The 13,763-nt window shown below is 62.5% G+C and carries 9 protein-coding genes; all 9 read right to left on the minus strand.

Annotated elements, in window-relative coordinates; genetic code table 11:
• Positions 1–6 precede the first annotated feature (6 nt).
• The 9 genes from BLL36_RS06290 to BLL36_RS06330 all read right to left on the minus strand — a co-directional run bounded on the left by BLL36_RS06290 (position 7) and on the right by BLL36_RS06330 (position 13,525).
• Complete coding sequence (locus BLL36_RS06290; RefSeq protein ID WP_076950611.1) at positions 7–2,007, minus strand: ribonucleoside triphosphate reductase; 2,001 nt, start codon at positions 2,005–2,007, stop codon at positions 7–9.
• Positions 2,008–2,173: 166 nt separating this feature from the next.
• On the minus strand, positions 2,174–3,160 hold the full coding sequence (gene moaA / locus BLL36_RS06295; RefSeq protein ID WP_076950612.1) for a GTP 3',8-cyclase MoaA: 987 nt from the start codon (positions 3,158–3,160) through the stop codon (positions 2,174–2,176).
• 1 nt (position 3,161) lies between these two features.
• On the minus strand, positions 3,162–4,067 hold the full coding sequence (locus BLL36_RS06300; protein ID WP_076950613.1) for a peptidylprolyl isomerase: 906 nt from the start codon (positions 4,065–4,067) through the stop codon (positions 3,162–3,164).
• A 10-nt stretch (positions 4,068–4,077) separates the two neighbouring features.
• Positions 4,078–4,755, minus strand: coding sequence for a respiratory nitrate reductase subunit gamma (gene narI, locus BLL36_RS06305; RefSeq protein WP_076950614.1), 678 nt, complete (start codon positions 4,753–4,755; stop codon positions 4,078–4,080).
• The gene (gene narJ, locus BLL36_RS06310) at positions 4,748–5,503 is read right to left on the minus strand and encodes a nitrate reductase molybdenum cofactor assembly chaperone (protein WP_076950615.1); all 756 of its coding nucleotides are present in this window, start codon (positions 5,501–5,503) and stop codon (positions 4,748–4,750) included. Before narJ ends, narI begins: the two co-directional genes overlap by 8 nt.
• A gap of 3 nt (positions 5,504–5,506) precedes the next feature.
• Entirely contained in the window at positions 5,507–7,045 is a 1,539-nt protein-coding gene (narH, locus tag BLL36_RS06315) for a nitrate reductase subunit beta (protein WP_076950616.1), read from the minus strand.
• A gap of 1 nt (position 7,046) precedes the next feature.
• Positions 7,047–10,820, minus strand: a complete 3,774-nt coding sequence (locus tag BLL36_RS06320; protein ID WP_076950617.1) for a nitrate reductase subunit alpha — start codon at positions 10,818–10,820, stop codon at positions 7,047–7,049.
• Between the two features lie 54 nt (positions 10,821–10,874).
• On the minus strand, positions 10,875–12,272 hold the full coding sequence (locus tag BLL36_RS06325; RefSeq protein ID WP_076950618.1) for a NarK family nitrate/nitrite MFS transporter: 1,398 nt from the start codon (positions 12,270–12,272) through the stop codon (positions 10,875–10,877).
• 2 nt (positions 12,273–12,274) lie between these two features.
• The gene (locus BLL36_RS06330; RefSeq protein ID WP_076950619.1) at positions 12,275–13,525 is read right to left on the minus strand and encodes an MFS transporter; all 1,251 of its coding nucleotides are present in this window, start codon (positions 13,523–13,525) and stop codon (positions 12,275–12,277) included.
• Positions 13,526–13,763 lie beyond the last annotated feature (238 nt).

Below are 13,763 nucleotides of genomic sequence, written 5' to 3' on the forward strand. Positions count from 1 at the left end.
ATCGGTTCAGGCGTGCGCGGCCAGGGCCAGCACGTCATCGCACTTGGGGCAGAACTCATGCTCACCGGCGAGATAGCCGTGCACCGGGCAGATCGAGAACGTCGGGGTGACCGTGAGGTACGGCAGGCGGAACCGCCCCAGCGCCTTGCGCACCAACTGCTTGCAGGCCTGGGTCGAGGAAATCTGCTCGGCCATGTACAGGTGCAATACGGTGCCGCCGGTGTATTTGCATTGCAGCTCGTCTTGCAGTTCCAGGGCTTCGAACGGGTCCTGGGTATAGCCCACCGGCAGTTGCGATGAGTTGGTGTAATACGGCGCGACGGCGCTGCCCGCTTGCAGGATGTCCGGGTAGCGCTTGCGGTCTTCCTTGGCGAAGCGGTAAGTGGTGCCTTCGGCCGGGGTTGCCTCGAGGTTGTAGAGGTGGCCGGTTTCTTCTTGGAAGCGCAGCAAAGTGGCGCGCACGTGGTCGAGCAACCTGAGGGCAAACGCGCGCCCCTGTTCGGTGTGCATGCCCTGCTCGTCAGCACTGAAGTTACGCAGCATCTCGTGCATGCCGTTGAGGCCGATGGTGGAGAAGTGATTACGCAGCGTGCCCAGGTAACGCTTGGTGTAAGGGTAGAGGCCGGCGTCCATGTGATGCTGGATCACCTTGCGCTTGACCTCCAGGCTTTCCATCGCCATTTGCATCAGGCTGTCCAGACGCTGGAGCAAGCCTGAGGTGTCGCCTTTGAACAGGTAGCCCAGGCGCGCGCAGTTGATCGTCACCACGCCCAGGGAGCCGGTCTGCTCCGCCGAGCCGAACAGGCCGCCGCCGCGCTTGAGCAATTCGCGCACGTCCAGTTGCAGGCGGCAGCACATCGAACGTACCTGGTTGGGCTGCATGTCCGAATTGAGAAAGTTCTGGAAATACGGCAGGCCATAGCGTGCCGTCATCTCGAACAGGCGGTCGGCGTTGTCGCTGTCCCAGGGGAAGTCGTGGGTGATGTTGTAGGTCGGGATCGGGAAGGTGAACACCCGACCCTTGGCATCGCCGGCCTGCATCACTTCGATGTAGGCGCGGTTGATCAACTCCATTTCCACTTGCAGGTCGCCATAGGCAAACGGCATTTCCTCGCCGCCGATCACCGGGATTTGCTCGCGCAGATCTTCGGGGCATACCCAGTCGAAGGTCAGGTTGGTAAACGGCGTCTGGGTGCCCCAGCGCGACGGCACGTTGAGGTTGTAGATGAACTCCTGCAGCGCCTGGCGCACCTGGACGTAACTGAGCTGGTCCTTGCGTACATAGGGCGCCAGATAGGTGTCGAACGAACTGAACGCCTGGGCGCCGGCCCACTCGTTCTGCAGGGTGCCAAGAAAGTTGACCATCTGCCCCAGCGCGCTGCCCAAGTGCTTGGGCGGCCCCGCTTCGACGCGACCCGGCACGCCGTTGAGCCCTTCGTGCAGCAACGTACGCAGGGACCAGCCGGCGCAATAGCCGGCGAGCATGTCCAGGTCATGGATATGCAGGTCCGCCTCGCGGTGCGCCCGGCCGATCTGCTCGCTGTAGACCTCATCCAACCAATAATTGGCGGTGACCTTGCCCGCCACATTCAGCACCAGCCCACCCAGGGAATACCCCTGGTTGGCATTGGCCTGCACGCGCCAGTCTTCGCGGTCGAGGTATTCGTTCATCGAAGTGGCGACTTCGATCAGCGTCTTGCGGTCGCGGCGCAAGCAGCCATGTTGTTCGCGGTAGACGATGTAGGCGCGCATGGACAGGAAATAACCGGCGTCCATCAACACGCGCTCGACGCTGTCCTGGACTTGCTCTACATCCAGGTGTTCGATGCCTCTGAGCCGTGCGAGGACAGCGCCCAGCAACAGGTCGACGTCGCTGGCTTGATATTCGCCGGTGGCGGTACCGGCGGCGATCAGCGCCTGGCGGATTTTTTCGGGGTTGAAAGGGACTAGATTGCCGTCGCGCTTTTGCAATCGGGTACTGACCAGCGGGCTGAGGGTGCTTTGCATTAGGGGGGCTCCAAACACTACATATAGATATTTTTAGTTCTTTAAACACAATATGCAGTGAGACTACGATCAATCACTTTGCCAGCCATTGACCAGGATCAAGTCCGGGCGAAGATCAAAATGTGGGAGCTGACTTGCCAGCTCCCACAGTTGACCGAGTTCGGCGTCAGCCACCGCTCATGTTCATGAACCGCACCACCTGCACTTCTCCCGCCCCGGTGAAATCATGGCGCAATGGCTTGCCCTTCAATGCCCCGTGCAAGGCTTCAACCAGCGGCCCATCGTCGAATGGATAACGCCTGAGCAACCCCCGAAAATCCACCGCCCGCTCCTGCCCCAGACACAGCAGCAACTGCCCTTCCACGGTCATCCTGACCCGATTACAACTGCCACAGAAATTATGCGAATTAGGCGAAATAAACCCGATGCGCGTCCCCGGATGCCGCGCCAACCGCACATACCGCGCCGGCCCGCCGCTGTTCTCGGTGCTGTCCACCAACCCATGTTCCCGCGCAATTACCGCGCGCACCTCATCGCTGGCGCAGAACGTCTCCCCCCGCGAACGCCCCACATCTCCCAGAGGCATTTCCTCGATAAAACTGATGTCGATGCCCTGCTCGATCGCATACCGCACCAACGCCGGCACCTCATCGAAATTGCGCCCTTTCATCACCACGCAGTTGAGCTTGATCCGCTCGAACCCCGCGTCCCGCGCCGCCTCGATACCGTCGAGCACCCGGCGCAAGTCACCGTTGCGGGTAATCGTCCGAAAGCGCGCGGCATCCAGGCTGTCGAGGCTGATGTTCATGCGCTTGACCCCCGCCTCCATCAGCGGCCGGGCCAAGCGCGCCAGCTGCGAGCCATTGCTGGTCATCACCAGCTCGCGCAAGCCGGGCAATGCGGCGATGTTGCGGCACAGCTCGACAATGCCCGGACGGATCAAGGGTTCGCCGCCGGTCAGGCGGATCTTGCGCACGCCCTGCCTCACAAACAGCCTGGCCAGGCGTTCCAGCTCTTCCAGGCTCAACACCTGTTGGCGCGGCAGGAAGGTCATGTTTCGCGCCATGCAATACACGCAGCGAAAATCACAGCGATCGGTCACCGACAAGCGCAGGTAATCGATTGAACGGCCGAGCCCATCCACCAGGCTCATGTCACTGCACCAACGGCGAGTCGGCGCCCTGCAACGCAAGCCCACGGATGTCCGCCGCGCCGATCAGGGTTTGCAGGTACTGCACCAACGCCTTCTGCCACACGCCTTGCTGCAACTGGGTGCGGATGGAACCGGCCACGGCTTCATAGGGCAGCGGCTGGCCTTCGATGCGCTGGTCGATGCTGATCACGTGCCAGCCGTAACGGCTCTCCAACGGTTTGCCGGCCAGGCCCGGCGCCAGGGTGAACAGCTGGCGCTCCAATTCCGGCACGGTCTGGCCCTTGCTGATCTGGCCCAGCGAGCCGCCCTGGGCCTTGGACGGGCACGCCGAATACCTGAGGGCCAATTCGGCAAACTGGCCTGGCTGCTCCTCCAGGCTCAGCAGCAAGACTTCTGCCTGGCTGTGCGCCAGATCCCGCGCCTCGGCGTCGTCCGGCGCGCATTCGAGCAGGATGTGCCGCACCGCCAGCAACGGCGCACTGTGGAAACGCCCACGGTTGTTCTCGAAATAACGCTCACAGGTGGCCTCGTCACACTCGGGCACCTTGACCTCGCGCTCCAGCAACAAGCGCGTGGCCGCTTCCTCTTGGTTTTCGCCGGCGGCGATCTCCACCGCCAGGCCCAGCGCGGCGATGCGCTGCTGCAGCAACTCGCGAATCACCAGGGCGCGAGCGGCCAGGTAAACCGCCGACTCGCGGCTTTCGGCCGGGTGATACTGCAACTCCAGGGCCATCGCTTCGGGCGTGACCGGCACGCCGTTGACGCTGACGATCGGCCATTCCTGTTCACTGCTGGCGATCAACTCAGGCTCAAGCGGCACCGCGACTTCAACCACCGCCTCTTTGGCCGATGAACCGCAACCGCCGCTGCCGCCATTGCCACCACCACATCCGCATCCACTGGTCATGCTGTTCTCCTCACTTCTGCCGCACGATTTGATAACGACGCCCCAGGTACCAGACCGGCGCGCTGACCATGTGCACCAGGCGGGTGAACGGGAACAGCACGAACAGGGTCAGGCCCAGCGCCACATGCGCCTTGTAGATCAGCGACACCGGCGCGATCGACGCCGCCGCTTCCACCGGCCGCAACAGCACCACGTTCTGCGCCCAGTCGGCGAGCATCACCATCACCGAACCGTCCATATGGCCGGTGGAAGCAACAATAGTCAGCAACCCCAGCAACAATTGCGCGAGCAGGACCAGCAGGATCAGAATGTCCGACGGGCTTGAGGTCGCCCGCACGCGCGGGTCGCTCAGACGACGCTTGACCAGCATCAGCAAGCCCACCAGGCACAGCAGGCCGAAGAAGCCGCCGGAGACCATCGCCAGCAACTGTTTGTTTTCAGTACTGATCACATGGTGGTAGATCGACGCCGGGGTGAGCAGGCCGACAAAATGCCCGGCCAGCACGAACAGCACGCCGACATGAAACAAGTTGCTCGCCACGCGCATGCCGCGGTTATTGAGCATCTGGCTGGAACCGGCCTTCCAGGTGTATTGCGACAGGTCGAACCGCGCCCAACTGCCCAACAGGCAGATCGCCAAAGCAACATAGGGATAGACCCCGAATACCAGCAAATTCCACTTAGACATTACCCACCTCCCCGGCCGGCACGCTGGCCTGCCCTTCTCGCTGAAAATCCACCCAATGCAACGGCACCGCGCTTTCTTCGCGGGCCTTGCCCGGCGCGCTCGGTAACGAACTGCAACGGTCCTGCTGCTCGGCCTGCATAAAGTCCACCGCCTCTTCTTCCCAGATCTTGTCCAGGGCTTCGAGGGAGTCGTCGCGCGGCTCGGCGGCGACCTGGGCACGCAGCTCAGCCACCGCCTGGTGCGGCTCGGCGCCGGCGATCTGCAGCAGCGCACGGAAGCAGCTGGCATAACCGCTCTCACGCTCGTCCAGCCGTGCCGCGAGCAACGCCAGCAAGTGCGCCACATCCGCCAGGCCCTCGCGGGCTTCGATGTCTTCGCGGGTGGACAAAAACTCCAGGTACAGCGGGATATAGTCCGGCAGCTCCTTGACGCCGATGGCAAACCCGGCGGCTTCGTACTGCGCCATCATGTCGACCATTGCCTGGCCCCGGTCACGGGACTCGCCGTGCACATGCTCGAACAACAACAGCGACAGCGAACGCCCGCGGCCGAACAACGCGCCGTAGTGTTCCTGGCCGTCCATCAAGTCATTGGCGCAGATCAGCTCCAGCAACTCGAACAACGCACCGCGCTGCTTGGGGCTGATTTCCCGAGATTCGAGAATCGCCTGTTCCAGCTCGTCGCGGCCGTTCACCAGGGTTTCAGTGGGGTAGTCCAGCAACAGTGAGATCACTTTAAGAATGCGCATGGCTCAGTCCTCCCATATCTGTACGGTTTTGAGCACGTCGCGGCGGTTGGCCTTCTTGGCGCCGAACATGTTGGTGTCGGAACTGCCGCTGCAGCCGCTGCCAAAGCTGAAACCACAGCCGGAACGCTCGGCAAACGCGTCGCTCATGGCGTCTTCACGGTGGGCACTGGGCACCACAAAACGGTCTTCGTAGTTGGCGATGGCCAGGTAGCGGTACATTTCTTCCACCTGGCTCACGCTCAGGCCGACGTCTTCGAGTACTTGCAGGTCTTCGACGCCGTCCACTTGCTGGGAACGCTTGAACGCACGCATCGCCAGCAAACGTTTGAGCGCACGCTTGACCGGTTTTTCATCACCGGCGGTGAGCATGTTCGCCAGGTAACGCAGCGGAATGCGCAAGCTGTCGACATCCGGGATCACCCCGTTCATGCCCACGGTACCGGCGGCTGCCGCGTTCTGGATCGGCGAGAGTGGCGGCACGTACCAGACCATCGGCAAAGTGCGGTATTCCGGGTGCAGCGGCAGTGCGAGTTTCCAGTCCACGGCCATCTTGTAGACCGGCGAGCGCTGGGCCGAATCGATCACCGACTGCGGCACGCCATCGGCCAGGGCCTGGCGGATCACCGCCGGGTCATTGGGGTCGAGGAAGATCTCCAGCTGTTTCTCGTACAGGTCATGCTCGTTGGCGGTGCTGGCCACTTCGCTGATGCGGTCGGCGTCGTACAGCAGCACACCGAGATAACGAATCCGGCCAACGCAGGTTTCGGCGCACACGGTGGGCATGCCGGCTTCGATACGCGGGTAGCAGAAGATGCACTTCTCGGACTTGCCGCTCTTCCAGTTGAAGTAGATTTTCTTGTACGGGCAACCGCTGATGCACATGCGCCAGCCCCGGCATTTTTCCTGGTCGATCAGCACGATGCCGTCTTCTTCACGCTTGTAGATCGCGCCACTGGGGCACGATGCCGCGCACGCCGGGTTAAGGCAGTGCTCACACAGGCGCGGCAGGTACATCATGAAGGTGTTTTCGTACTCACCGTAGATGTCGGCCTGGATCTGGTCGAAGTTCTTGTCCTTGCGGCGCTTGGCAAATTCGGTGCCGAGGATCTCTTCCCAGTTGGGGCCCCACTCGATCTTCTGCATGCGCTTGCCCGACACCAGCGAACGCGGGCGCGCAGTGGGTTGGTGCTCGCCCAGGGGCGCGGTGTGCAGGTGCTGGTAGTCGAAGTCGAACGGCTCGTAATAGTCGTCCAGGCTCGGCAGGTCGGGGTTGGCGAAGATGTTCGCCAGCACGCGGAACTTGCCGCCGATACGCGGGTTGATGCTGCCGTTGGCGTTACGCACCCAGCCGCCCTTCCACTTGTCCTGGTTTTCCCATTCCTTGGGGTAGCCGATGCCGGGCTTGGACTCGACGTTATTGAACCATGCGTATTCCATGCCTTCGCGGCTGGTCCAGACGTTCTTGCAGGTGATCGAGCAGGTGTGGCAGCCGATGCATTTGTCCAGGTTCAGCACCATGCCGATCTGTGAGCGAATCTTCATCTCAGTTCTCCTCGATATCGGTCGGCAATGGGCGCGGCAGGTCATCGCCGCTGGAGCCATCGAGCCAGTCGACCTTGGCCATCTTGCGCACCACGACGAATTCATCGCGGTTGCAACCGACCGTGCCGTAGTAGTTGAAGCCGTAGGCCTGCTGGGCATAGCCGCCGATCATGTGGGTGGGCTTGAGCACCACGCGGGTCACCGAGTTGTGGTGGCCGCCACGGGTCTTGGTGGTTTCCGAACCCGGCACGTTCACGATGCGTTCCTGGGCGTGGTACATCATCACCATGCCTTCCTTGACACGCTGGCTGACCACCGCGCGGGCGGTGAGCGCGCCGTTGACGTTGAAGCACTCGATCCAGTCGTTGTCCTCGATGCCCGCACGCTTGGCGTCGATTTCCGAGAGCCACACAATCGGGCCGCCACGGCTCAGGGTGAGCATCAGCAGGTTGTCGCTGTAGGTGCTGTGGATGCCCCATTTCTGGTGCGGGGTGATCCAGTTCAGCACGATCTCGGTCTCGCCGTTGCTGCGCTTGCCCTTCACGCCTTCGATGGTGCGGGTGTTGACCGGTGGCCGGTAGCTCATCAATTGCTCGCCGAACGCCTGCATCCACGGGTGGTCCTGGTAGAACTGCTGGCGGCCGGTGATGGTGCGCCATGGGATGTTTTCATGGACGTTGGTGTAGCCGGCGTTGTAGCTCACGTGTTCATCCTCAAGGCCCGACCAGGTGGGGCTGGAGATGATCTTGCGCGGCTGTGCCTGGATGTCGCGAAAGCGAATGGCTTCGTGCGCCTTGGAGATCGCCAGGTGGCTGTGGTCGATGCCGGTGAATTGCGACAACGCGGCCCAGGCTTTCAAGGCGACCTTGCCGTTGGTCTCCGGGGCCAGGGACAGGATCACTTCGGCAGCGTCGATGGCGCTGTCGATCTTCGGCCGACCGTGGCTGATGCCGGCGTCGCCTTCGTGATGGTTCAGCTCACCGAGGAACTCGACTTCTTCATCGGTGTTCCAGTTGATGCCCTTGCCGCCGTTGCCGAGTTTTTCCAGCATCGGGCCCAGCGAGGTGAATTTCTTGTAGATGTTCGGGTAGTCGCGCTCCACCACCGCCATGTTCGGCGCGTTCTTGCCCGGTACCGGCGCCACGCCGGCGCTTTTCCAGTCGGTGCCGCCGAACGGCTGGGCCAGCTCGCCGACGCTGTCGTGCATCAGCGGGACCGTGACCAGGTCTTGCTCAACGCCCAGGTGGCCGACCGACATGGCCGAGAACGCCTTGGCGATGCCCTTGTAGATTTCCCAGTCCGAGCGCGACTCCCACGCCGGGTCGATGGCCGCCGACAACGGGTGGATGAACGGGTGCATGTCCGAGGTGTTCATGTCGTCTTTTTCGTACCAGGTGGCGGTCGGCAAGACGATGTCGGAATACACGCAGGTGGACGACATGCGAAAGTCCAGGGTGGTCACCAGGTCGAGCTTGCCGATGGCGCCATCGTCGACCCACTCGGCTTCGGTGGGCTTGCTCTCGCCGCCAAAGCCGATGTCTTCGTTCATCACGCCGTTCTTGGTGCCTAGCAGGTACTTGAGCATGTACTCATGGCCCTTGCCCGACGAGCCGAGCAGGTTGGAACGCCAGATGAACATGTTGCGCGGGAAGTTCACCGGGCTGTCCGGTTGTTCGCAAGCGAAGCGCAAGGTGCCGTCCTGCCAGGACTTGACCACGTAGTCTTTCGGGTCCATGCCCGACGCCGCCGCATCACGGCAGATATGCAGCGGGTTGGTGTTGAGTTGCGGCGCGCTGGGCAGCCAGCCGGCGCGTTCGGCGCGGATGTTGTAGTCCAGGGCGTGGGTGGGGAACTGCGACTTGTCGGCCAGCGGCGAGAGCACGTCGTGCATGTTCATCTTCTCGTGGCGCCACTGTGAGCTGTGGCCGTAGAAGAAGCTGGTGCCGTTCATCTGGCGTGGCGGGCGGTTCCAGTCCAGGCCGAAGGCCAGGGGCAGCCAGCCGCATTGCGGGCGCAGTTTTTCCTGGCCGACGTAGTGGGCCCAGCCGCCGCCGGTCTGGCCGACGCAACCGCAGAGCATGAGCATATTGATCAGCCCGCGGTAGTTCATGTCCATGTGGTACCAGTGGTTCATCGCCGCGCCGACGATGATCATCGAACGGCCACGGGTCTTGTCGGCGTTGTCGGCGAACTCACGGGCGATCTGGATGGCTTTCTCGCGGCTGACGCCGGTGATCGCCTCCTGCCACGCCGGGGTGCCGGGCACGCTGGCGTCGTCGTAGTCCTTGGCTACGTTATTGCCGCCCAGGCCACGGTCGATGGCCAAGTTGGCGGCGGACAAGTCGAACACCGTCGCGACCTTGGCCACGCTGCCGTCCGCCAGGGTCACGTTGTGCACCGGCACGCGACGGAACTGCACCGCCTCGCCGGCCACGTGCTGGAAGTGCTCGTGGGCTTCGCCGGCAAAATACGGGAAGGCCACTTCGGCGACGTCGTCACCGATCAGGCTGAGTTTCAAGTCGATGGCGCGACCTTCACCGCCCTCTTTGGCGAGGATGTTCCACTTGCCCTTCTCGCCCCAGCGGTAGCCGATGGAGCCTTGCGGAGAGACCAGCTCGCCGCTTTCATCGAGGGCGATGGTTTTCCATTCCGGGTTGTTGTCCTGGCCGAGGTTGCCGGTAAGGTCCGAGGCGCGCAGGAAGCGGTCCGGCTGGAAGCCTGCACCTGGCGCGAAACCGGTCATCGGCTTGAGCATCACCAGCACCGGCAAATCGGTAAAGCGCTTGGCGTAGTCGGTGAAATACGCGCTCGGTTTATCCAGGTGAAATTCCTTGAAGATCACGTGGTTGAACGCCTGGGCCAGCGCGGCGTCGGTGCCCTGCTTGGGGTTGAGCCACAGGTCGGTGAGTTTGGCCACTTCCGAGTAGTCCGGGGTGATGGCCACGGTCTTGGTGCCCTTGTAGCGCACCTCGGTGAAGAAGTGCGCATCCGGAGTACGGGTCTGCGGGACGTTGGAACCCCAGGCAATGATGTAGTTGGAGTTGTACCAGTCGGCCGATTCCGGCACGTCGGTCTGCTCGCCCCACACCATCGGCGAGGCCGGTGGCAGGTCGCAGTACCAGTCGTAGAAACTCAGGCACACGCCGCCGATCAGCGACAGGTAACGCGAGCCCGCCGCGTAGCTGACCATGGACATGGCCGGGATCGGCGAGAAGCCGACGATGCGGTCCGGGCCGTACTGCTTGATGGTGTAGACGTTGGAGGCGGCGATGATCTCGTTCACCTCCTCCCAATTGGAGCGGATGAAACCGCCCATGCCGCGCTTGCTCTTATAGGAGTCGGCCTTGACCTTGTCCTCGACAATGCTCGCCCAGGCTTCCACAGGCGCCATCGTCAGGCGCGCTTCACGCCAGAGTTTGAGCAGCGGCTTGCGGATCTTCGGGTACTTGAGCCGGTTGGCGCTGTAGATGTACCAGCTGTAGCTGGCGCCGCGCGGGCAGCCACGGGGTTCGTGGTTGGGCAGGTCATTGCGGGTGCGCGGGTAGTCGGTCTGCTGGGTTTCCCAGGTGATCAGGCCGTTCTTCACGTAGATCTTCCAGGAGCAGGAACCGGTGCAGTTCACCCCGTGGGTGGAGCGCACGATCTTGTCGTACTGCCAGCGCGAACGGTAGACATTTTCCCAGTCGCGGGACTCTTTACGGGTCTCGCCGTGGCCTTCGGAGAACTCGTTTTGCTTGCGGTTGAAGAACCGCAGTTGATCCAGTAAGTGACTCATGGTGCTTTCCTCATCAGGCGTGCGGGGTGCGTTGCCCCGCGAATTCGGGTCGGACTAGCAGGGTGTGGCGCAGCCTTTGCGGGCGTACCACCACCAGGTCACGACGATGCAGCTCAGGTAGAAACCGACAAACAGGTAGAACGCCATGGCCGGGCTGCCGGTGGCGGCCATGGACGTGCCGAAGGACTTGGGAATGAAGAACGCGCCGAACGCGCCCATGGCCGAACTGAACCCCAGCACGGCGGCGGATTCCTTGCCGGCGTCTTTGAGGGCTTGTTCGCGCACGGCCGCGGGTTTGCCGGCGCTGGCTTTTTCATGAAGAGTGCGGAAGATCACCGGGATCATGCGGAAGGTGGAACCGTTGCCCACGCCCGTGGTGATGAACAACAGCATGAACATGCCGAGGAAGCCGTAGAAGCTGCCGCCCTGGCCGTTCTGCGGCAGAAAGTGCAGCACGCCGAACACCATCACGATCATCAATACGAAGTTCCACAGGGTCACCCGCGCGCCGCCCAGCTTGTCCGCCAGCCAGCCGCCCAACGGGCGTACCAGCGCACCGACCAGCGGGCCGAGGAAGGCGAACTTCAGCGCCACAACCTCCGGGAACGAAGTCTTGATCAGCAGCGGGAATGCCGCCGAAAAGCCGATGAACGAACCAAAGGTCGCCAGGTACAGCCAGCACATCAGCCAGTTGTGCTTGCGCTTGAAAATCACCGCCTGCTCGCTGAACGACGCACGCGCGCTGGACAGGTCATTCATGCCGAACCAGGCCGCCACGGTGACGGCGAGAATGAACGGCACCCAGATAAACCCGGCGTTCTGCAGCCAGAGTTGACTGCCATCCGGCAAGGTTTGCGGTTGACCGCCCACCAGGCCGAACACGCCGAAGGTGATCACCAGCGGCACGCAGAACTGCATCACCGACACGCCCAGGTTGCCCAGGCCGGCATTCAAGCCAAGGGCGGTGCCCTGCTGGGCCTTGGGGTAGAAAAAACTGATGTTGGACATGCTCGAGGCAAAGTTGCCGCCGCCGAAACCGCAGAGCAAGGCGATCAGCACAAACACGCTGTAGGGCGTGCCCGGATCCTGCACCGCGAAGCCCATCCACAGCGCCGGCAGCAGAAGCGACGCGGTGCTCAAGGCGGTCCAGCGGCGCCCGCCGAAGATCGGCACCATGAACGAATAGAACACGCGCAAGGTGGCGCCGGACAAACCCGGCAACGCGGCCAACCAGAACAACTGGTCGGTGGTAAAGCTGAAGCCGATGGCGTTGAGGCGCACGATCACCGTGCTCCACACCATCCACACGGCAAAGGCCAGCAACAGCGCGGGGATCGAGATCCACAGGTTGCGGGTGGCGGTCTTCTTGCCGCTGGCGCCCCAGAACGCCGGGTCTTCGGGGCGCCAGTCATGGATCACCGGGCCCGAAGCGGGCTTTTGCGCGATGGACATGATCATTCTCCTTGGAGAGCTTGTTTGCCGAGCAACGGCTGTTGGCGGATTTCGCTGAGGTACATCCAGGTCAGGGAGACCCAGACCACGCCGTACATCAACATGAAGCAGGACGAGCGCACGCCGGTGAGGTCCACCAGGGCGCCGAACAGGATCGGCAGCACAAAGCCGCCCAGGCCACCGGCCAGGCCGACGATGCCGGACACCGCGCCCATGTTTTGCGGGTAGTCATTGGCGATGTACTTGAACACCGAGGCCTTGCCGAACGCGAAGGCGATTCCCATCACAAACAGCAGCACGGTGAACAGCGTGGCATTGAGGCCGATATGGAAATCGAGGGGGCCGTTGACGGTGGTGATTTGCAGCTGGGTCTGCGGATAGCTGAGCAGGAACAGGCAAACCCAGCTCACCCACAACACCCACCAGGTCACGCTCTGCGCGCCCCAGCGGTCGGACATCCAACCACCGACGGCGCGCAGCACGCCGCCGGGCAGCGAGAAACACGCAGCCAGCAGCGCGGCGCTTTGCAGGCTGAAACCGTATTCCTGCACGTAGTACTTGGTCATCCACAGCGCCAGCGCAACGTAGCCGCCGAACACGATCGAGTAGTACTGGCAGTAGCGCCACACGGCCGGATCCTTCAGGCACAGCAGTTGCTGGCGCAGGGTCGCGCCGCCGGCACTGCGGTGCGCCTTGTTCTCGCTGGTGAGAAACCAAAACATCAGCGCGGTGATAAACAGGATCGCGCTGAACACCTTGGGTACCAGGTGCCAGGTGCCGAGAGCAATCAGCGCCGGCGCGAGGAATTTGGTGACCGCCGCGCCCGCGTTGCCGGCGCCGAACACGCCCATGGCAAAACCCTGGTTCTCTTTGTCGAACCACTTGGCGACGTAGGCGATGCCCACCGAAAACGAGCCGCCGGCCAGGCCGACAAACAGGCCCAGTACCAGGAACTGCCAATAGGCGGTGGCGTAGGTGATCAGGTACAGCGGCAGCACGCAGGCGAGCATCAGCAGGAAGAACACGATGCGCCCACCGAAGCGGTCGGTGAGCAGGCCCAGCGGCAGGCGCACCAGGGAGCCGGTCAATACCGGGGTGGCCGCGAGCAGGCCGAACTGGGTTTCGTTGAGTTGCAGCAGGTCTTTGATCGGCACGCCAAGCACGGCGAACATCATCCACACCATAAAGCAGACGGTGAAGGCCAGGGTGCTCATGCCCAGCACCAGGCCTTGTCTCATACGGGGTTGAGTCACGGTATGCGCTCCAGAAAGTGATTCCATGAGCGCATGGTTAGGGGCCAGCCCCCCGTGCCGCTTGACCCAGATCAACGTGCGCCTGGGGGGTATGGGGCTATGCTGGGCCTGTCTACCTCCAAGGAGGTAGCTGCAACAACAGAAGAAAAGCTTTATTTATCAATGGACTGCTCTGTTGTGCCGGTTTTTATCCGTGGGAGGGTTCGCCGGCAATTCTTTAGAGGTAGTGCGCCAGGGA

It is taken from the genome of Pseudomonas cedrina subsp. cedrina (genome assembly GCF_001983175.1).
GTDB classification, from domain to species: domain Bacteria; phylum Pseudomonadota; class Gammaproteobacteria; order Pseudomonadales; family Pseudomonadaceae; genus Aquipseudomonas; species Aquipseudomonas cedrina.